The organism is Streptomyces sp. NPDC028419 (assembly GCF_055565515.1).
Genome location: NZ_JBVHUE010000006.1, coordinates 100951 through 120819 on the forward strand (window position 1 = coordinate 100951; position 19869 = coordinate 120819).

19 protein-coding genes and 1 tRNA gene are annotated in these 19869 nt (G+C 70.3%); 12 read left to right on the forward strand and 8 right to left on the reverse strand.

What is annotated here, in order from left to right; all coding sequences use genetic code 11:
• Nucleotides 1–80 precede the first annotated feature (80 nt).
• Entirely contained in the window at nucleotides 81–461 is a 381-nt protein-coding gene (locus ACZ4UB_RS09540; protein WP_354381865.1) for a peptidase inhibitor family I36 protein, read from the forward strand.
• Here ACZ4UB_RS09540 and ACZ4UB_RS09545 read toward each other — a convergent pair.
• Both ACZ4UB_RS09545 and aceE read right to left on the reverse strand, forming a co-directional pair.
• Complete coding sequence (locus tag ACZ4UB_RS09545) at nucleotides 442–1236, reverse strand: potassium channel family protein (RefSeq protein ID WP_468069369.1); 795 nt, start codon at nucleotides 1234–1236, stop codon at nucleotides 442–444. The genes ACZ4UB_RS09540 and ACZ4UB_RS09545 overlap by 20 nt on opposite strands.
• 90 nt (nucleotides 1237–1326) lie before the next feature.
• Entirely contained in the window at nucleotides 1327–4059 is a 2733-nt protein-coding gene (gene aceE, locus ACZ4UB_RS09550; RefSeq protein WP_468069371.1) for a pyruvate dehydrogenase (acetyl-transferring), homodimeric type, read from the reverse strand.
• A 435-nt stretch (nucleotides 4060–4494) separates the two neighbouring features.
• Here aceE and ACZ4UB_RS09555 point away from each other — a divergent pair, with 435 nt between their 5' ends.
• The 6 genes from ACZ4UB_RS09555 to ACZ4UB_RS09580 all read left to right on the forward strand — a co-directional run bounded on the left by ACZ4UB_RS09555 (nucleotide 4495) and on the right by ACZ4UB_RS09580 (nucleotide 8933).
• Nucleotides 4495–4926 (forward strand): DUF3052 domain-containing protein, encoded by a 432-nt coding sequence (locus ACZ4UB_RS09555; protein WP_351044148.1) that lies wholly within the window; start codon nucleotides 4495–4497, stop codon nucleotides 4924–4926.
• Between the two features lie 143 nt (nucleotides 4927–5069).
• Nucleotides 5070–5528: a peroxiredoxin gene (locus ACZ4UB_RS09560; protein WP_354381903.1), complete on the forward strand. Its 459-nt coding sequence runs from the start codon at nucleotides 5070–5072 to the stop codon at nucleotides 5526–5528.
• Between the two features lie 125 nt (nucleotides 5529–5653).
• Entirely contained in the window at nucleotides 5654–6229 is a 576-nt protein-coding gene (locus ACZ4UB_RS09565; protein WP_330330217.1) for a TerD family protein, read from the forward strand.
• Between the two features lie 145 nt (nucleotides 6230–6374).
• Nucleotides 6375–6950 carry a TerD family protein gene (locus ACZ4UB_RS09570; RefSeq protein ID WP_354381862.1) on the forward strand — a complete coding sequence of 192 codons (576 nt, stop codon included), beginning with the start codon at nucleotides 6375–6377 and terminating at the stop codon, nucleotides 6948–6950.
• A 25-nt stretch (nucleotides 6951–6975) separates the two neighbouring features.
• Nucleotides 6976–8091: a DUF475 domain-containing protein gene (locus tag ACZ4UB_RS09575; protein ID WP_354381861.1), complete on the forward strand. Its 1116-nt coding sequence runs from the start codon at nucleotides 6976–6978 to the stop codon at nucleotides 8089–8091.
• Nucleotides 8092–8183: 92 nt separating this feature from the next.
• Nucleotides 8184–8933, forward strand: a complete 750-nt coding sequence (locus tag ACZ4UB_RS09580) for a TerD family protein (RefSeq protein WP_354381860.1) — start codon at nucleotides 8184–8186, stop codon at nucleotides 8931–8933.
• A gap of 16 nt (nucleotides 8934–8949) precedes the next feature.
• Here the strand turns inward: ACZ4UB_RS09580 and ACZ4UB_RS09585 are convergent, their stop codons facing one another.
• Complete coding sequence (locus tag ACZ4UB_RS09585; RefSeq protein ID WP_354381902.1) at nucleotides 8950–9717, reverse strand: TerD family protein; 768 nt, start codon at nucleotides 9715–9717, stop codon at nucleotides 8950–8952.
• Nucleotides 9718–9923: 206 nt separating this feature from the next.
• On the opposite strand from ACZ4UB_RS09585, the gene ACZ4UB_RS09590 reads away from it, so the two are divergent.
• The 4 genes from ACZ4UB_RS09590 (at nucleotide 9924) to ACZ4UB_RS09605 (ending at nucleotide 15225) form a co-directional block, all read left to right on the forward strand.
• Nucleotides 9924–11087: an HpcH/HpaI aldolase/citrate lyase family protein gene (locus ACZ4UB_RS09590; protein WP_468069374.1), complete on the forward strand. Its 1164-nt coding sequence runs from the start codon at nucleotides 9924–9926 to the stop codon at nucleotides 11085–11087.
• Nucleotides 11088–11156: 69 nt separating this feature from the next.
• Complete coding sequence (locus ACZ4UB_RS09595; RefSeq protein WP_468069663.1) at nucleotides 11157–13748, forward strand: phosphoribosyltransferase; 2592 nt, start codon at nucleotides 11157–11159, stop codon at nucleotides 13746–13748.
• Complete coding sequence (locus ACZ4UB_RS09600; protein ID WP_354381858.1) at nucleotides 13745–14566, forward strand: HAD family hydrolase; 822 nt, start codon at nucleotides 13745–13747, stop codon at nucleotides 14564–14566. Before ACZ4UB_RS09595 ends, ACZ4UB_RS09600 begins: the two co-directional genes overlap by 4 nt.
• Nucleotides 14563–15225 (forward strand): O-methyltransferase, encoded by a 663-nt coding sequence (locus ACZ4UB_RS09605; RefSeq protein ID WP_354381857.1) that lies wholly within the window; start codon nucleotides 14563–14565, stop codon nucleotides 15223–15225. The genes ACZ4UB_RS09600 and ACZ4UB_RS09605 overlap by 4 nt, the downstream gene beginning before the upstream one ends.
• 67 nt (nucleotides 15226–15292) lie before the next feature.
• Here the strand turns inward: ACZ4UB_RS09605 and ACZ4UB_RS09610 are convergent, their stop codons facing one another.
• The 3 genes from ACZ4UB_RS09610 to ACZ4UB_RS09620 form a co-directional block, all read right to left on the reverse strand.
• The gene (locus tag ACZ4UB_RS09610; protein WP_354381856.1) at nucleotides 15293–15514 is read right to left on the reverse strand and encodes an FmdB family zinc ribbon protein; all 222 of its coding nucleotides are present in this window, start codon (nucleotides 15512–15514) and stop codon (nucleotides 15293–15295) included.
• Between the two features lie 9 nt (nucleotides 15515–15523).
• Complete coding sequence (locus tag ACZ4UB_RS09615) at nucleotides 15524–16228, reverse strand: DUF4383 domain-containing protein (protein WP_468069376.1); 705 nt, start codon at nucleotides 16226–16228, stop codon at nucleotides 15524–15526.
• Between the two features lie 167 nt (nucleotides 16229–16395).
• Nucleotides 16396–17640, reverse strand: a complete 1245-nt coding sequence (locus tag ACZ4UB_RS09620; RefSeq protein WP_468069378.1) for a hypothetical protein — start codon at nucleotides 17638–17640, stop codon at nucleotides 16396–16398.
• Nucleotides 17641–17745: 105 nt separating this feature from the next.
• Here ACZ4UB_RS09620 and ACZ4UB_RS09625 point away from each other — a divergent pair.
• A tRNA-Val gene (locus ACZ4UB_RS09625) sits at nucleotides 17746–17820 on the forward strand.
• Between the two features lie 288 nt (nucleotides 17821–18108).
• On the opposite strand, the gene ACZ4UB_RS09630 is transcribed toward ACZ4UB_RS09625, so the two are convergent.
• Nucleotides 18109–19146, reverse strand: coding sequence for a YgjP-like metallopeptidase domain-containing protein (locus tag ACZ4UB_RS09630; RefSeq protein ID WP_468069380.1), 1038 nt, complete (start codon nucleotides 19144–19146; stop codon nucleotides 18109–18111).
• Nucleotides 19147–19266: 120 nt separating this feature from the next.
• Nucleotides 19267–19731 (reverse strand): hypothetical protein, encoded by a 465-nt coding sequence (locus ACZ4UB_RS09635; protein ID WP_468069382.1) that lies wholly within the window; start codon nucleotides 19729–19731, stop codon nucleotides 19267–19269.
• Between the last annotated feature and the right edge of the window lie 138 nt (nucleotides 19732–19869).

The following is a 19869-nucleotide window of genomic DNA, read 5'->3' on the forward strand; positions in this document are numbered from 1 at the left end:
TCAGCGGCACTCGCAACGGACCTCTCGGCCCACCGGGCCACCCGTACGAGTGCCTTGTGACCACAAGGAGTTGACCCGTCATGCGTACGAGTTCCACCGTGCTCGCCGCCGTCTTCCTGGCCGCCACCACCCTGCTCCCCGGCGCGGCCTCCGCCGCCCACGCCGCCGGGCCGCCGCCGCTGGGGGCCTGCGCCACCGGGCAGCTCTGCTTCTGGGCCAAGCCGGACTTCAAGGGCACCAAGCAGATCCACGAACTGACCGACCTGACGACCAACGACTGCGTCTCGCTGCCGCCGGGCAAGAGCGCGCAGGCACTCGCCAACCGCACCGGACGGCCGGTGACCACCTACCAGTCGGCCGAGTGCATCGAGACCGGCGAGTTCCAGACCTACCCCGGCGACGGCACCTGGCTGCCCCAGTCCCCCTACCAGGTGAGGGCGTTCAAGGTGTGGGAGCGATAGCCGCCGCGGGCTCCGGGTGCGGAGCCGGTACGTCGGCCCCCGCGCCCGGGGTCGCCCCGCCGAGGCGGGCGACCTCGGCGCGCAGGGCCCGTACCTCCTCGGTCAGTTCGAAGAGGGCGGCCGCCTGGAGCCGCTCCGCGTGGTCGTCGCGCTCGAACCGGGAGATGAACCAGGCCGCGATGTTCGCGGTCACCACACCCAGCAGCGCGATCCCCGACAGCATCAGGCCCACCGCGACCAGCCGCCCCAGACCCGTCGTGGGGGAGTGGTCCCCGTACCCCACGGTGGTCATCGTGGTGAAGGACCACCACACCGCGTCCTGGAGGTTGCGGATGTTGCCGCGCGGGGCGTCGCGCTCCACGCTCAGCACGGCCAGCGAGCCGAACATCAGCAGCCCCACCACCGCCCCCGCCACATAGGTGGTCAGCCGCACCTGCGGAGCCATCCGGGCCCGCCGCCCCACCAGCAGCAGCGTCGAGACCAACCGCAACAGCCGCAGCGGCTGGATCATCGGCAGCAGCACCGCCGCCAGGTCCAGCCAGTGCGTGCGCACGAACAACCGCCGGTCCGCCGCCAACCCCAGCCGCACCGCGTAGTCCCCCGCGAACACGCTCCACACCACCCACTCCGTCAGCAGGCACCCCTCGTGCACGGAGCCGTCCGCGTCGGGAACGATGATCGGAAGGGCGTACGCGACGCCGAAGGCCACCGCGCAGACGAGCAGGGGGAGCTGGGTACGGCGCTCCCAGCGGAGCTGCGCGGGCTGTTCCTTCATGCGGGGCATCGTAGGGAACGACGGCGGGGCGCCGAGGGCCAGCCACCTGTTGGGCCCTCGACGCCCCGCCGGACAACGCGACCGTGACGGCTAGGCGTCCCCGCCCGCCGCGCCCGGGTCGGCCGCCGTGACGTCCAGCAGCTGGTAGCGGTCGATGGCCTGCTTGAGCACCGAGCGGTCGATCCGCCCGGCCTTGGCCAGCTCGGTCAGCGTCGCCAGCACCACCGACTGGGCGTCGATGTGGAAGAAGCGACGGGCCGCGCCGCGCGTGTCCGCGAAGCCGAAGCCGTCCGCGCCCAGCGAGGTGTACGCACCGGGCACCCAGCGCGAGATCTGGTCCGGGACCGCCCGCATCCAGTCCGAGACGGCCACGAACGGCCCCTCGGCACCGGACAGCTTGCGCGTCACGTACGGAACGCGCTCGTCCTCCTCCGGGTGGAGCAGGTTGTGCGTCTCCACCTCGACCGCGTCGCGGCGCAGCTCGTTCCAGGAGGTCGCCGACCAGACGTCCGCCCGGACGTTCCACTCGGCGGCCAGGATCCGCTGCGCCTCCAGCGCCCACGGCACCGCCACGCCCGAGGCCATGAGCTGCGCCGGGACGCTGCCCTCGGTCCCGCGGGAGATCCGGTGGATGCCCTTGAGGATGCCCTCCACGTCGACGTCCGCCGGCTCGGCCGGGTGCTGGATCGGCTCGTTGTAGACGGTCATGTAGTAGAAGACGTCCTCGGCGGCCGGGCCGTACATCCGGCGCAGGCCGTCCTTGACGATGTGCGCGATCTCGTACCCGTAGGCCGGGTCGTAGGCGACGCAGCCCGGGTTGGTCGAGGCCAGCAGCTGGGAGTGGCCGTCGGCGTGCTGGAGGCCCTCACCCGTCAGGGTGGTCCGGCCGGCGGTCGCGCCGAGCACGAAACCGCGCGCGAGCTGGTCGGCCATCTGCCAGAACTGGTCACCCGTGCGCTGGAAACCGAACATCGAGTAGAAGACGTAGACCGGGATCAGCGGCTCGCCGTGCGTCGCGTACGCCGAACCCGCGGCGATCAGCGAGGCCGTGCAGCCGGCCTCCGAGATGCCGTCGTGCAGCATCTGGCCGGTCGGGGACTCCTTGTAGGCGAGCAGCAGGTCGCGGTCGACCGCCTCGTACTGCTGGCCCAGCGGGTTGTAGATCTTGGCGCTCGGGAAGAACGCGTCCATGCCGAAGGTGCGGTACTCGTCGGGCGCGATCAGCACGAACCGCTTGCCGATCTCCTTGTCCCGCATCAGGTCCTTCAGGATGCGGACGAAGGCCATGGTGGTGGCGATCGACTGCTGTCCCGAGCCCTTCTTGGCGGCCGCGTACGTCGCGTCGCCCGGCAGCTGCAGCGGCTTGGCGCGCACCACGCGGGTCGGCACGTAGCCGCCCAGGGCGCTGCGCCGGTCGTGCATGTACTGGATCTCGGGGGAGTTGCGGCCCGGGTGGTAGTACGGCGGGGCGCCGCCTTCGAGCTGCTGGTCCGTGATCGGGATGTGCAGCCGGTCGCGGAAGCGCTTGAGGTCGTCGACCGTCAGCTTCTTCATCTGGTGGGTCGCGTTGCGGCCCTCGAAGTTCGGGCCCAGCGTCCAGCCCTTGACCGTCTGGGCCAGGATCACGGTCGGCTGGCCCTTGTGCGCCTTGGCCGCCGCGTAGGCCGCGTAGACCTTCTTGTGGTCGTGCCCGCCGCGGCCCAGGTGCTGGATCTGCTGGTCGGACATGTTCTCGACCATCGCGCGCAGCCGGTGGTCCCCGCCGAAGAAGTGCTCACGGATGTACGCGCCCGACTCGGTGGCGTACGTCTGGAACTGCCCGTCGGGGGTGGTGTTCATCTTGTTGACCAGGATGCCGTCGCGGTCCTGGGCCAGCAGCGGGTCCCAGGAGCGGTCCCAGATCAGCTTGATGACGTTCCAGCCGGCGCCGCGGAACTGCGACTCCAGCTCCTGCATGATCTTGCCGTTGCCGCGCACCGGGCCGTCGAGGCGCTGCAGGTTGCAGTTGACGACGAAGGTCAGGTTGTCGAGGTTCTCGCGGGCGGCGATCGACAGCTGGCCGAGCGACTCCGGCTCGTCCATCTCGCCGTCACCGAGATACGCCCAGACGTGTGACTTGGAGGTGTCCGCGATCCCGCGCGCCTCCATGTACCGGTTCATCCGGGCCTGGTAGATCGCGCCGAGCGGGCCGAGGCCCATCGAGACGGTGGGGAACTCCCAGAAGTCCGGCATCAGCCGCGGGTGCGGGTAGCTGGAGAGGCCGTAGGGCGCCTTCGACTTCTCCTGGCGGAACGCGTCGAGCTGCTGCTCGGAGAGCCGGTCCAGGAGGTAGGCGCGGGCGTAGATGCCGGGGGAGGCGTGGCCCTGGAAGAAGATCTGGTCGCCGCCGTCGCCCTCGTCCTTGCCCCGGAAGAAGTGGTTGAAGCCCACGTCGTAGAGGGAGGCGGAGGAGGCGAAGGTCGCGATGTGGCCGCCGACCCCGATGCCCGGGCGCTGCGCGCGCGAGACCATCACGGCCGCGTTCCAGCGGGTCGCGTTCAGGACCTTGCGCTCGATCTCCTCGTTGCCGGGGAAGAAGGGCTCGTCCTTGGTCGCGATGGTGTTCACGTAGTCCGTGCTGCGCATCTCGGGCACGGCCACGCGCTTCTCGCGGGCCCGCTCGATCAGCCGCAGCATCAGGTAGCGGGCACGCTCACGGCCCCGCTCGTCGACCGCTGAGTCGAGGGAGTCGAGCCACTCCTGAGTCTCCTCCGGATCGAAGTCCGGGACCTGACTCGGCAGGCCGCCAATGATGATCGGGTTGCGATCGGATGCGGAAGCCACGCTGTTCCTTCGCTGTCGGGGGAGTCGTGCCTTGGGGCGCCGGCTCCCATCGTCTACCGCTCGGCCGAAATCGTCATCTGTACCGCTGGGTAACAGCTGGAATATCAGGCCACACTCAAGGGGTGGGGAGCGGGTCCGGCCAAATCGCAACCTTACGCCCAAGTCGTTCGGCGCCTTCGTAAGGCCGTTCGTCCTTCAAACAAGTGTCAAAGTCCCCATCGGGTGCCGAATGCGTCCCAATGGTGTGGGATGAATCACGAGGGGTTCGCGCGGGCAGGCTTAAAGTTGCGGCGAGACCGCCGCAATCGTCACTGTTTCGACGGTCTCGGCCACCGGGTACTTGCGCGATCCGCCGCGTCCGTGTGGACTACGCCCAATGCTGCGCGTACGCGCGCCGCCGAAGACATTCACCGATACATGAGCAGGAGGCACCCCGTGAGCGCGACCGCGGACCACGCGGAGACCAGTCTGGTTTCCAGGCTGGGTTTCGAGTCCGAACAGGTGGTCCAGGAGATCGGCTACGACGACGACGTCGATCAGGAATTCCGTGAGGCCATCGAGGACCACATCGGGGGTGATCTCGTCGACGAGGAGTACGACGACGTCGCCGATGCGGTGCTGCTCTGGTTCCGGGACGAAGACGGCGATCTGACGGACACGCTGGTCGACTCCATCAACTTGGTGGAGGACGGCGCACTGATCCTGCTGCTGACCCCCAAGACCGGTCGTCCCGGTTACGTCGAGGCCAGCGACATCAGCGAGGCCGCCCAGACGGCGGGCCTGGCGCAGACCAAGAGCGTCAGCGTCGGCAAGGAATGGGCCGCCAGCAAGCTGGTCACCCCCAAGGCCGCCAAGTCCAAGCGCTAGCCACGCGCCCAGACAAGTGGAGGAACCCCGTCGGCCCCGGCCGGCGGGGTTTCTGCTGTTCCTACCCCCGGGCGCATACGGTCCTGTGGGGGCCTCGCCTAGGCTGGGCCTCACCCGAACGGCTCAATGAAGGGATACGAGAGATGGCGATCGAGGTCGGCACCAAGGCCCCGGACTTCGTACTGAAGGACAATCACGGAGCCACCGTGCGGCTCGCCGATTTCCGCGGCGAGAAGGCCGTGGTCCTGCTCTTCTACCCCTTCGCCTTCACCGGCGTCTGCACGGGTGAGCTGTGCGAGCTGCGCGACCAGCTGCCGCGGTTCCAGAACGAGGACGTACAGCTGCTGGCGGTCTCCAACGACTCCGTGCCGACCCTGCGCGTCTTCGGCGAGCAGGAGGGCCTGGAGTACCCGCTGCTGTCGGACTTCTGGCCGCACGGCGAGACCTCCCGCGCCTACGGCGTCTTCGACGAGGAGAAGGGCTGCGCGGTCCGCGGCACCTTCATCATCGACAAGGACGGCATCGTGCGCTGGACCGTCGTCAACGGGCTGCCCGACGCGCGTGACCTGAACGAGTACATCAAGGCGCTCGACAGCATCTGAGCCGCTATCGCACGTTTCCGTACGAAAACCCCGTACGGGCGGGAACCCGTCACTAGGATCGAAGCGTTGATCCGGTAGCAACCGCACGACGGGGCCCCGCCCCACACGAAACCAATGGAGGACCCGTGGGAGTCAGCCTCAGCAAGGGCGGCAACGTCTCGCTGACCAAGGCCGCGCCGAACCTGACGGCGGTCATCGTCGGTCTGGGCTGGGACGCTCGCACCACCACCGGCGTCGACTTCGACCTCGACGCCAGCGCGATCCTGACCAACGACCAGGGCAAGGTCGCCAGCGACGCCAACTTCGTGTTCTTCAACAACCTGAAGAGCCCCGACGGTTCGGTCGAACACACCGGTGACAACACCACCGGTGAGGGCGAGGGCGACGACGAGGCCATCAAGGTCAACCTCGCCGGCGTCCCGGCCGACGTCAACAAGATCGTCTTCCCGGTCTCGATCTACGAGGCCGAGGCCCGCCAGCAGAGCTTCGGTCAGGTCCGCAACGCGTACATCCGCGTCGTGAACCAGGCCGACAACACCGAGCTCGCCCGCTACGACCTCTCCGAGGACGCCTCGACCGAGACCGCCATGGTCTTCGGCGAGCTGTACCGCAACGGCGCGGAGTGGAAGTTCCGTGCCATCGGCCAGGGCTACGCCTCGGGCCTGCGCGGCATCGCGCAGGACTTCGGCGTCAACGTCTGAGACCGAGCGTGAGCCCGGGCCCGAGGGGGGCCGGGTCCGAGGGGCAAGAGCAGGTCACCGTCCGGCGCCGTGCACAGTCGTGTACGGCGCCGGATGTTCTTCATCGGCGTACCGTCGCCGGCACATCTCCGGGGAGGACCACATCATGGGCGTCACACTCGCCAAGGGGGGCAATGTCTCCCTCTCCAAGGCCGCACCGAACCTGACCCGGCTGCTGGTCGGCCTCGGCTGGGACGCGCGCTCGACCACGGGCGCGGACTTCGACCTCGACGCCAGCGCCCTGCTCTGCGCGGGCGGCCGGGTGCTCGGTGACGAGTACTTCGTCTTCTACAACAACCTGAAGAGCCCCGAGGGCTCCGTCGAACACACGGGGGACAATCTCACCGGTGAGGGTGAGGGCGACGACGAGTCGGTGCTGATCGACCTCACCAAGGTGCCGGCGGCCTGCGACAAGATCGTCTTCCCGGTCTCGATCCATGACGCCGATGCCCGCGGGCAGTCGTTCGGCCAGGTCACCAATGCCTTCATCCGCGTCGTGAACCAGGCGGACGGCCAGGAGTTGGCGCGCTACGACCTTTCGGAAGACGCCTCCAGCGAGACCGCGATGATCTTCGGAGAGGTCTACCGCTACGGCGCCGAATGGAAGTTCAGGGCGGTGGGGCAGGGGTACGCGTCGGGCCTGCGGGGCATCGCTCTAGACTTCGGGGTCAACGTTTCGTAAAGCCGTACAAGACGATGGGGTGCCCGTGGTTCTGAAAACCTTCGGCTGGTCGTTCGCGATTACCGCGCTCGGCCTGGCCGCGGCGGTTCTCTACGGGGGGTGGAAAGCGTTCGGGATCGTCGCGATCCTGTCCATCCTGGAGATCTCGCTGTCCTTCGACAACGCGGTGGTCAACGCCGGGATCCTGAAGAAGATGAATGCCTTCTGGCAGAAGATCTTCTTGACCATCGGCGTCCTCATCGCCGTGTTCGGCATGCGCCTGGTCTTCCCGGTCGTGATCGTGGCGATCACCGCGAGCATCGGCCCCTTCGAGGCCGTCGACCTCGCGATGACCGACAAGGACCGCTACCAGCAGCTCGTGACGGACGCACACCCGTCCATCGCGGCCTTCGGTGGCATGTTCCTGCTGATGATCTTCCTCGACTTCATCTTCGAGGACCGCGACATCAAGTGGCTCGCCTGGCTGGAGCGTCCCCTCGCCAAGCTCGGCAAGATCGACATGCTGTCGGCCTGCATCGCGCTGATCGTCCTGCTGATCACGTCGTTCACCTTCGCCGCCCACGCCCACCAGCACGGCGGCCTGGAGGTCGACAAGGCGCAGACCGTACTGGTCTCCGGCATCGCCGGTCTGATCACCTACATGATCGTCGGCGGTCTCTCCGGCTACTTCGAGAACAAGCTCGAAGAGGAGGAAGAGGCCGAGCACGAGGCCGAGGAAGAGGCCAAGCGGACCGGCAAGAGCGTCTCGGCGGTCGCCATGGCCGGCAAGGCCGCGTTCTTCATGTTCCTCTACCTGGAGGTCCTGGACGCGTCCTTCTCCTTCGACGGGGTCATCGGCGCCTTCGCGATCACCAACGACATCGTGCTGATGGCCCTCGGCCTCGGCATCGGTGCCATGTACGTCCGGTCGCTGACGGTCTACCTGGTCCGCCAGGGCACCCTCGACGACTACGTCTACCTGGAGCACGGCGCGCACTACGCCATCGGCGCGCTCGCCATCATCCTGCTCGTCACCATCCAGATCGAGATCCACGAGGTCATCACCGGCCTCGTCGGCGTGGTGCTGATCGCCTGGTCCTTCTGGTCCTCGGTCCGCCGCAACAAGCGACTGGCACTGCAGGAGTCCGCCGCCGAGGCATGATCGCGGCGGTAATGCGGAACGCTCAACTGCGGGGCGGCTCGGGGTACTCCCGCGCCGCCCCGTCCCGTACCGGGCCAGCCAGGGGGATGGACATGGGCTTCACCGATTTCTTCGACGGTCTCAGGGGCGCTCGCGCGTCGCAGTTCCAGTCGGGCAGCGCCTCGTCGAACGCGATAGAGCTGACGAAGCGCCATTCCACGGTCTCGCTCACCAAGCAGGGGGCGGTGCACGGGAACCTGCGCGTCAACCTGTCCTGGCGGATGCGCACCTCGGACTTCGGGGGGTCGTCCGGCGCCGGCGGACAGCGCCTGCGCCATCCGTTCAAGCTCTTCAAACCGGACATGGTGCAGGCGCACACCCAGGGCGTGGTCAACGTCGACCTGGACCTGGGCTGCCTGTACGAACTGACCGACGGCACCCGGGGGGTCGTACAGCCGCTCGGCAAGCTGCTCGGCGACATCAACGACCCGCCCTACGTCAAGCTCAGCGGCGACGACCGCTTCGGCTCGGCCTCGGGGGAGACCCTCTACGTCAACCTCGACCACGCGGACGAGATCAAGCGGCTCCTGGTCTTCGTCTACATCTACGACCAGACCCCGGCCTTCGACCGGACGCACGCCCTGGTCACCCTCTACCCGATCACCGGGCCGCGGATCGAGATCTCCCTCGACGAGCGGCAGCCGCAGGCACGTTCCTGTGCGGTGGTCTCGCTGGAGAAGGTCAAGGGAGAGCTCGTCGTGCGGCGCGAGGTCAAATTCGTCTACGGCTTCCAGGCCGAGCTGGACCGGCTGTACGGCTGGGGGCTCCAGTGGGGGCGGGGTTACAAAACGACCAAGGCGTGAGGTCCGCCCGCGGGCCTCAGCGGCGGAGGAACTGCGGCCCCTGGACGGGCAGCCGGAAGGACGGGTCGCCGACCGGCGCCGGCGACACGTGCTGCGGGTAGCCGTAGGCGGGCTCCGCGGCGGGCGGGGCCTGGGTGGGGCCCACCGGGGGCACCGTCGGCGCCGTGGCGGGCGTCTGCGGCCGCATCGCGGCGGTCCGGTCCCCCTGGCCGGTCGGCGCGGCCTCCGCCTCCCCCGCGCCGTCGTCCACCGAGATCCCGTGATCGGTGGCCAGTCCCACGAGGCCGTTGGAGTACCCCTCGCCCAGGGCGCGGAACTTCCACCCGTCGCCCCGGCGGTAGACCTCCCCGCACATCAGGGCCGTCTCCGCACCCGTCTCGGGCCGTACGTCGAAGTAGGCCAGCGGCTCGGCGCCCCCGCTCACCGTGGCGTCGTAGAGCAGGATCCGCAGGTCCCCGACGCGCTGGAAGGGCACGTCCTCGGCCGAGACGACCACCAGCACCCGGTCCACCCAGGCGGGCACCGAGACCAGGTCCATCTGGACGGCGTCGGTGATCGCGTCGCCGACCCGCTTCTTGCCCAGCCGCCAGACCGCGCCGGAGGGGTGCCGGGGCTGGTTGTAGAAGACGAAGTCCTCGTCGGAACGCACACGGCCGTCCGTCCCCACGAGCAGCGCCGAGGCGTCCACGTCCGGCACCTCGGGTCCACCGGTCCAGCGCAGCACCGCCCGGACCGCAGCGGCGGTCACCGGGACGTTGGAGCCCTTCTGCATCGCGTGCGTCATGCCGGTCATCCTGCCCTCCCGGGGCGGGCCGGGACAATGCGGGCCCCCTGGAGTGTCGTGCGCGGCCCTTGTGAGTGGTCGCCGAGCTGTGCATGGTGCAAGAGGGTTACCCGAACTTCATGTGCTTGAGGAACTCTTGGAACTCATTCGTACGTACTATTACCGGCCATGCCACTGGGGCCGCCGAGGCAGTACGGGGGAAGCACATGCGTCATTTCGGGCACATATCGCCCACCGTCCGTGAGGGCCTCTTCCATCAGGAGCCGGTCGAGTTCACCGCCGACTCGCCCGCCCGTACCCTCGCGGCGGCGCTGGGAGCCACCCTCTACAGCCCCGCCACCCGACCCCACCTCGCGGCCGACGTGGCCAAGCAGGCGGACCGCGGAGTCGTCTCCATGGTCCTCTGCCTGGAGGATTCCATCAGCGACGCCGATGTGGCGGGGGCCGAGGAGAACCTCATCCGGCAGTTCGCGGAGATCGACGCGAGTGCGCAGGAGCCCCCGCTGCTCTTCATCCGGATCCGTGAGCCCGAACAGATATCCGATCTCGTGCGGCGCCTCGGCCGGTCGGCACGCCGATTGGCCGGATTCGTACTGCCGAAATTCACGGAGAGTCGCGGAACCGCCTTCCTCGACGCCGTGCGGGAGGCCCAGGAGGACGGCGGGCGCCACCTCTACGCCATGCCCGTCCTGGAGACCCCCGACCTGCTCCACCTGGAAACCCGGGTGGAGGCCCTCGCGGGCATCTCGCGCACGGTCAACGCCCACCGCGACCAGGTGCTCGCCCTGCGGCTGGGCGTGACCGACTTCTGCTCGGCCTACGGGCTGCGCCGCACCCCCGACATGACCGCCTACGACGTCCAGATCGTCGCGGGCGTGATCGCCGACGTGGTCAACGTCCTGAGCCGGGCCGACGGCACCGGTTTCACCGTCACCGGCCCGGTCTGGGAGTACTTCCGCAGCCAGCAGCGCCTCTTCAAGCCCCAGCTGCGCCGCAGCCCCTTCCTGGAAGAGGGCGTCGAGGAGCTGCGCACCGCGCTCATCGAGCACGACCTGGACGGCCTGCTCCGCGAGATCGAACTCGACCGGGCGAACGGCCTGCTCGGCAAGACCTGCATCCATCCCGCGCACGTCACTCCCGTGCACGCGCTGTCGGTGGTCTCCCACGAGGAGTTCAGCGACGCCCAGGACATCCTGCGCCCCGAGCGCGGTGGTGGTGGAGTGATGAGGTCGGCTTATACGAACAAAATGAACGAAGTGAAGCCCCACCGGGCCTGGGCCGAGCGCACCATGCTGCGCGCGGAGGTCTTCGGTGTGGCCAAGGAGGAGGTCGGCTTCGTCGATCTCCTCACCGCCGGACTCAGGGTCTGAACCGGGGTCCGGCCGGTGTCGACGACGAGGAAGGGCAAGAAGATCGAAGCGGTGTGGTCGGGAGCAGGAGTGCCGTCGGGAGCGCAGGAGCCGCCGGGAACCGCCGTGTGGTCGGGGACCTGGGTCGCGGACCGGCTGGGCGTCGCCCTGGAGGAGGCGCAGGCCCCGGCCGGCCCCGACGCCCCGGACGCCCCGGCTCCGGGGCCCCGGCTCGACGAGCTGCTCGGGCTGGCGCTGCGCCGCAACCCCAAGCGGGCGCACCTGCTCGTGTCCCAGGTGCTCGGCAAGCACGTCCCGCGCTCCCCTGCGGTCGTCCACGGCGCCGGCTACGGGCTGGGGCTGCGGGTGCGCGAGCTGCTGGGTGACGCCGCCGCCTCCGCCGTGGTGCTCGGGTACGCCGAGACCGCGACCGGGCTCGGCCACAGCGTCGCCGACGGCCTCGGCGCGGCCCCCTACCTGCACTCCACCCGCCGCCCGGTGCGGGGCGTCGCGCCCGCCGGGGGGTTCGAGGAAGCCCACTCGCACGCCACCTCGCACCTGCTGCTGCCGCAGGACCCGGAGCTGCTGGCGGGCACCGGTCCCCTGGTGCTGGTCGACGACGAGTTCTCCACCGGCAACACCGTCCTGAACACCATCCGCGACCTGCACGAACGCCACCCCCGCGGCCACTACGTCGTGGTCGCCCTGGTGGACATGCGCTCGGCCGCCGACCGCGCCCGGCTCACCGCCTTCGCGGAAGGGCTCGGCGCCCGGGTGGACCTGATCGCCCTGGCGAGCGGCACCGTACGGCTCCCGGAAGGGGTCCTGGAGCGGGGCACGCGGCTGGTCGAGGAGTACGAGTCCCGCACGGCCGACGCGGCCCCGGCGGCCCCCGCGGCCGCCGTCGCCCCCGTGGACCGGATCCGCCTCGACTGGCCCGCCGGGCTCCCCGACGGGGGGCGGCACGGTTTCACTCCCGCCCACCGGGCCCGGCTGGAGGCGGCCCTGCCCGCCCTCGGGGCGCAGCTCGCCCGCGCCCTGGGCGAGGGCCCCGGTCGGGGTTCGGGTCGGGGTCCGGGGCGGGTGCTCGTACTCGGCAACGAAGAGCTGATGTACGCCCCGCTGCGGCTCGCCCTGGCCCTGGAGGAGAGCGGCGCCGCCGCCGAGGTGCGCTTCTCCACCACCACCCGCTCGCCCGTCCTGGCCGTCGACGACCCCGGCTACGCGATCCGCACCCGGCTGGTCTTCCCCGCCCACGACGACCCGGCCGACGGGCCCGGCGAGCGCTACGCCTACAACGTCGCCGCCGGCTCCGCCGGAGCGCGCTTCGACACCGTGGTCGTGGTCGTGGACTCGGTCGGCGACACCCCGGCCCTGCACGCCCCGGACGGCCTCCTGGCCCGCCTCGCCCCGCACACCGACCGGGTCGCGCTGGTCGTCGTACCGTCCTACGTGCCCGTACCGGCCCCCATGGCCGCCGCGGCGCCCGTCCCCGTACCCGACGACCGGCGGGAGCCGATCATGCTGCCCGAGCCCCTGCGCGGACCCGCCTTCTCCTCCTACCCCGCCGCGGACGTCGGCTGGCTGCTCCAGGACCTCTCGGACCTGGAGCTGGAGGCGCCCACCGAGGAGCGCGAGGAAGCCATCCAGGCGGGCGGCGCGCACTACGCCGAGTCCCTGCCCGTCGAGTACCAGCCCAGCCCGCAGTACCAGGAGCTGTACCGGAGCGCGCTGACCGCCTCCGCCGCCCGCATCGCGCGCGCGGTCGGCACGGTCACCGAGACGGTCCTCGCCGAGCGGTCCCCGCGCCCCGTGCTGGTCTCGCTGGCCCGCGCGGGCACCCCGGTCGGGGTCCTCATGCGCCGCTGGGCGCAGCACCGGCACGGCCTGGACCTGCCGCACTACGCCGTCTCCATCGTGCGCGGCCGGGGCATCGACGCCAACGCCCTGCGCTGGCTGGCCGCCCACCACGACCCGGCCGACGTCGTCTTCGTCGACGGCTGGACCGGCAAGGGCGCCATCACCCGCGAACTCAAGGCCGCCCTCGACGCCCACCGCGAGGAGACGGGCGGTCCCGGCTTCGACCCGGAGATCGTCGTCCTCGCCGACCCCGGCGGCTGCGTGTCGACGTACGGCACCCGCGAGGACTTCCTGATCCCCTCCGCCTGCCTCAACTCGACCGTCTCCGGGCTCATATCCCGGACCGTGCTGCGCTCCGACCTGGTCGGCCCGGACGACTTCCACGGCGCGAAGTTCTACCGCGAGCTGGCCGGGGCCGACGTCTCCGTCGACTTCGTCGACACCGTCGCCGCCCGCTTCGACGAGGTCGCCGACGCGGTCGACGCCGAGGTCAAGGAGCTGCTGGCCGCGGACCGTTCGCCGACCTGGGAGGGCTGGGCGGCGGTGGAACGCATCAGCGAGGAGTACGGCATCCACGACGTGAACCTGGTCAAGCCGGGCGTCGGCGAGACCACCCGGGTGCTGCTGCGCCGCGTGCCGTGGAAGATCCTGGCCCGGCGCGGCGCCGGAGCCGACCTCGACCACGTGCGCCTGCTGGCCGAGCAGCGCGGGGTACCGGTCGAAGAGGCCGACGGGCTCCCCTACACCTGCGTAGGACTCATCCATCCCCGCTTCACACGTGGCGCCACGGGCGCCGACGGAAAGGCCGTGTCCTCCAAGTGACCGTTCTGGTAGCCAGTGACCTCGACCGTACGCTCATCTACTCGGCGGCCGCCCTCGGGCTGACCATGCCGGACCCGGTGGCCCCCCGGCTGCTGTGCGTGGAGGTGCACGAGAGCCGTCCGCTGTCCTTCATGACGGAGACGGCCGCCGCGCTGCTCACCGAACTCACCGCCGACTCCCGCGTGGTGTTCGTCCCGACCACCACGCGCACGCGCAAGCAGTACCAGCGCATCCGCTTCCCCGGACGGCCCGCGCCCTACGCGATCTGCGCCAACGGCGGGCAGCTGCTGGTGGACGGGGCGCCCGACCGCGACTGGCGGCGCCAGGTCGGCAAGCGGCTCGCGCAGGAGTGCGCGCCGCTGGAAGAGGTGCACGGGCACCTGCTGGACACCGCCGATCCGCTGTGGCTGCGCAAGGCCCGGGTCGCGGAGGACCTCTTCGCCTACCTGGTGGTGGAGCGGGACCTGGTGCCCGAGGAGTGGTTGAAGGCGCTGACCGAGTGGGCGCAGACGCGCGGCTGGACCGTCTCGCTCCAGGGCCGCAAGATCTACGCCGTCCCGCGCCCGCTGACCAAGAGCGCGGCGATGCGGGAGGTGGCCCGGCGCACCGGCGCCGCGCACACGCTGGCCGCCGGGGACTCGCTGCTGGACGCGGACCTGCTGGAAGCGGCCGACGAGGGGTGGCGGCCGGGCCACGGCGAGCTGGCCGAGGCGCAGTGGCACGCCCCGCACGTGCGCGCGCTGACCACCAAGGGAGTCGTGGCGGGTGAGGAGATTGTCCGTCAGTTCGGCCGCGCGGTGGGCAGACTGAGCGCATGAGCAAAGGCAACAGCACCAAGATGACCGATGAGTTGTACGCGTACGTGCTCGCCCACAACCCGCCGCTGGACGAGGTCCAGCGCGGGCTGGTCGTCACCACGGCCGAGAAGTTCCCGGACGATGCCGGAATGCAGTCGGCCGAGGAGCAGGGGCCGCTGCTGGCCTTCCTCGTCCGGCTGACCGGTGCCCGTCACATCGTGGAGGTCGGCACCTTCACCGGCTTCTCGTCGCTGTCGATGGCCCAGGCGCTGCCCGCGGACGGCCGGCTGATCGCCTGCGACGTCTCCGAGGAGTGGACGGCGTACGGGCGCGAGGCCTGGGCCGCCGCCGGGGTCGCGGACCGCGTCGAGCTGCGGATCGGGCCCGCCCTGGACACGCTGCGGGCGATGCCGTTCGAGGAGCACATCGACCTCGCGTACCTCGACGCCGACAAGCAGAGCCAGATCTCCTACTGGGAGGAGCTGGTCCCGAGGCTGCGTCCGGGCGGCCTGATCGTCACCGACAACACCCTCTTCCACGGCACGGTGCTGGACGAGCACGCGACCGGCTCGGCGGCCGGGGTCCGCGCCTTCAACGAGCACGTGGTGGCGGACAAGCGGATGGAGTCCGTGATGCTCGGCATCTCGGACGGCCTGACGCTGTCGCGCAAGCGGGCCTGACGGCGGGCGGCGGGCGGCGGGCGGCGGTCCGGGCTCCGGTCGCCCGCCCGCCCGTCGGAGGCGTCGCTCAGCCGCAGCCTCCGCCGCCGCAGCAACCGCCTCCGCCCCCGCCTCCCGCGCGTACGGGCGCGGGGGCGGAGCTGGTGCCGCCCACGGCGACGGCCGACAGCAGCTTGACGGTGTCGCCGTGTCCGGCGGGGCAGCTCGCGGGCGCGGCGGACTCGGCCATGGGCCGGCTGACCTCGAAGACGTCCTCGCAGGTCCGGCAGCGGTACTCGTAACGGGGCATGCGCACAGGCTAAGCGCTCCGGGGCGCCCTCGGGGAGACCGGGCCGAAGGCCCGCGCCCGGTCCTCCCTGGCCGCCTGCTCGGGGTGGCGGGCGCGCCAGTACGGATTGTCGTGCGGCAGGGCGCTGCCCACCCGCCCGTACATCCCGAACCACATCAGCATCACGCCGACGACGAAGCTGAAGAGCACGTTCTGGATCCGGAAGGCCAGGAAGTTCAGGCCGGTGTCCAGCAGCGCGAGATTGACGAACCCGCTCGCGATGAACAGCAGGCCCAGCGTGATGTTGAGGGTGGAGGCGAAGCTGCCGCCGATCACCATCCCGAGCACGAGCAGCGCGCCGATGCAGATCGACAGGACGCTCAGCGTGCCGTTGGTGTTCAGGGCGAGCACCGTGTCACCACGGGTGCCGAAGAACCCGATCCGGTTGATGAGCCCCAGGATCCCGAAGACGATCAGCAGCAGCCCGGTCAGCCCGGCGCCGACCCGGTAGACCTTGCTGAGCTTGTGGTCGGCGGGCAGGTGCTCGTCCAGCTGGGCGTTGACGGGATTGAGCAGCCGGCGCGCCAGCCCGGGGGAGCCCTGCGGAGCGTGGGTCGCGTAGGGCTCGTGGGCCACGTACGGCGCGTAGTGCTCGTGCGCCTCGTGGCACCCGTAGAGCGCATGGGCCGCGTAGGACTCAGGCGGACCGGGGGGCGCGGGGGATGCGGGGGACATGGGGGATGTGGGGGACATGGGGGCTGTGGGAGACGCAGGGGTCGCCTGAGACCTGCTGCGGGGCCTGCGGAAAGGGTGGGCGGCCATGACGGCCTCCTCTGCTCCGGCTTTGCTCCGTTGCGGCACCTCCAGCATCCGCCGATGCCCGCCGCCGGACAACCGGGACCTCAGGCCGTGCCGCGCCGCCCCCGCATCTCCAGGACGACCCCGGCCACGGACGCCCGGACGCCCTCCATCTCCTGGAGGAAGTGCCAGTAGTCGGGATGCCGCCCCTCCAGAGCGGCCAGCGCCCGCTCCACCCGCGCCACCGCCTCGTCCAGCGGCCGCGCGTGCCGCGGATCGGGCACGCTGCGCCCCTCCATCGCCAGCCGCTGCGCGTCCCGGATCGCGAACCGGGTCCGCTGGACCTCGCCCTCCGGATCCTTGGCCACCGCCTCCAGCCGGGTCAGCCGGTCCTGGGCGGTCGACACGGCCTCGTCCACCGCGTCGAACAGCTCGCGGACGGTGGCGATCAGCTCGCTGGCGTCCTCCCAGCGCTGCTCCTGCCGGGCCTGTCCCGCCTCCGTCAGCCGCTGCTCCGCCTGCCGTACGGAGGCCAGCGCCTGCTCCGGCACGTGCTGCAGGTCCTGCCAGCAGTCGGCACTGAAGCGGCGCCGCAGCTCGCTCAGGACCGGATCCACCCGGTCCGCGCGGTTGCGCAACGCCTGCGCCCGCGTCCGCAAGCTCACCAGCCGGCGGTCCATCTCGGCAGCCCGCTCGGGCAGCCGCTCCGCCTCCGCCCGCACCGCCTCCGCGTCCCGCAGGATCCGGTCGGCGCGCTGCACCGTGGCGGGCACCCCGTGCTGCGCGGCGCCCTGGTTCAGCATGGTCAACTCCGGGCCGAGCGCCGCGAGCCGCGCGGCCAGATCGTCGGCGCGCAGGCCGCCGGCCCGTACGGCGTCCAGCGCGTTGGCCGCCGCGAGCAGCGCGGCCTTGGCCCGCTCCCGGGCGGGCGCGACCCGCGCCAGCTGCGACTCGGCGTTGTCCAACAGCGGCCGCAGCCCCTGGTCGAACCGCTCCAGCTCGCCCTTGACCCGCACCAGCTCGTCCCGGGCCCGCTCCAGCTCCCGCTTGGCGCGCGCGGCCACGGCCCCGTCGAGGTCGTCCCGGTCGAGGTCGTGCGCGTCGACGGCCTCGATGTAGACCTGACTGACTTCGTCGATCCGCCGGCCCAGCTCCGCGAACCCCTCGACGGCCCGCCGACCGGCGGGAGACCCGTCCGCGGCCGTGATCGTCTCTATCGAGATCCGCAGATCCCGCTGAGCGGTGTCCAGCTCGTAGAACGCGGCGGCGGCCGCGTCCTTGGCGGCCTGCGCCTCCGCCCGCCGGCTCTCGTCCCGCCCACCGAACCACCGCCGGGAAGCCGTCGTCACAATCCCTCTCCCGTACCGCGTCCACCATGCCCTCGCCCATTCTCCCCCACGGGATCGCGTTTGCGTCCGGGGTCCGCCCGCCATGTAGGCTGTCCACTCATCCACGGGTGCGTAGCTCAGGGGTAGAGCGCTGCTCTTACAAAGCAGATGTCGGCGGTTCGAAACCGTCCGCGCCCACCATGTTTGACCAGGTGTTTTCTTTCAATCGGGCCTTTGGGGACCTCCCCAGAGGCCCGATTTGTCTCTAGCGGGGGACAAACGGGGGACAAGCCTGATCGTGAGTCGTTCCACCTGAATCCAGGGATGAACCGAACCGTGCGGGGCCTGGCCCACTTCCTCCGCAGCGATACCCCGGGGCCGCTTTCTGTCCCCCGCGATCGGTGATCTTCCGGCTTTGGGCTACGGCCGAGCCTGCCGGCCAGCGGTAACGCGAAGTCTTGACTACCGCTCGGGATTCGCAGTGCCCGACTAATCAGACAGGTTCATGCGCTGGAGGCGTACGTCCCACGTGCACTCGCGGTAGAGCCGGTTCAGGTCGTGGGCCGCGTTTTCGTCGTCGGCGTTGCAGGGCTCGGCTCCCGCGGGCCCCTCCCGGTAGTAGAAGCCGTACTCCTCGCACTCCTCTTCGCCGGGCCAGCGTCCGGACCACAGGGTGAGGCAGCTGGTGCCGGGGTGGGTGCAGCCGCTGCGCTGGCGCCCGGTGAGGGCGCATCGCGCGACGGTGCAGATGTTGGTGTGGAGGCGGCCGGGGAGGACGTGGCACTTCGGGCAGGTGTCGCTCTGGGGGCTGGTGAGGGGTTCGGGGGCGGGGTCGAGCTGGAGCCGGCCGAGCCAGAGTGCTTGGAGGTGCGTGTCGAGTTCGTGGCCGTCGGCGATGGAGTGGATGCCGAGGGTGCGGTGGAGGAGTTCGCGGAGGTGGATGGCGGGGAGCTGGCTGAGGGCCCAGTGAAGGGTGAGGCTTCCGTCCTTGTGGCGGGTGATCCAGCGGGTGCGGGCTCGCCAGGAGACCTTGAGCTCGATGTCGGGATTCGTGGTGAGTTGCGTGATGCGGCTGCCGTGGTTTTTCAGCCAATCTCGGGTTTCGTCGGCGTAGAGGTTGATGAGGGTTCGTCGTGCATCGTCCTCGTTTGTGGTGGCGTGCTGGCGGAGGTCGAGGGTCGGCCCGAGGTCGGGGTGGGTGTAGGCGGTGGCGGCGCTGGCGCCGGGCCCTTCGCGGGTGATGCGCAGGGTGTGGGGGCGGCCGAAGAGCGGGAAGGTTTCGCCGTTCTTGATGGTCTTGGTCGGGTTGTCGGGTGCGGTCTCGCAGAAGTGGGTGAGCTGGCGGTAGATCCAGCGGCGTCGGCGGTTGACGAGGTCGTGGGCTTCTTCGTCGGTGGTGGTTTCGGGGCCTCGGACGATGATGTTGCCGGTGCTGGCTATGTCGAGTTCGAGGGTGGTGCGGTTGCTGGTTCGGATGGTGACGGTGACGCCGTTGATGTTGATGGTGCGTTCTTTCAAATAGGTCATTGCGTGTGCTCCGGGGTGGTGGGTTTTGGTGGGGGTTTGTGGTGGTGCCCCCTCTCGCGTATATCTAAATTCTACTATGCATGAGAGGGGGGTCAACTGGGCTTGAGAAACGGCGTTTCCCTAGACCTCCCTCGCTGTGGCCTCCGCTTCGGCGAGACGTACACGCGCCGCCTTGAGTGCGCGCCGGGTCTCCGAGAGCTTGGCCGCCTGCCGAATCTCACGGTCGCGGAGTCTGGCCACCTGCCTCTCGCAGTACGCCAGGTGCTCCGCGTCGATGACGGCGCCCGGCCTGTGCGCGGAGGGCGCTCTCCGCGGGGTGACCGTCGTGGAGCGCAGGCGCGCGAACGTCATGAACTCGGCCTTCGAGACGTACTTCGTGCGATGGGTGTGCGGCCCTGTCTCCAGGACGAGGCGGGGGAAGCCGGGGTGGCGGGCCGCCCAGTTGCTGACAGCCGACCGGGTCACTCCGGCGAGCTTGGCGCCGGCCGCGAGGTGGATGAGTTCCTTCTCCCTGCCCTGGAATTCGGGCCGGTGCCAGATCGCGGGCGTGGTCGTGGTGCTGATGTCCGTCGGGTTCTCGTTCATGGTCTGCCTCCAGATGTGCGCCCGGGGGGGGGGGGGGGGGGGGGGGGGGGGGGGGGGGGGGGGGGGGGGGGGGGGGGTTTTTTTTTTTTTTTTTTTTTTTTTTTTTTTTCTCCCCCCTCCCCTCCTGGGTCCGAAAGG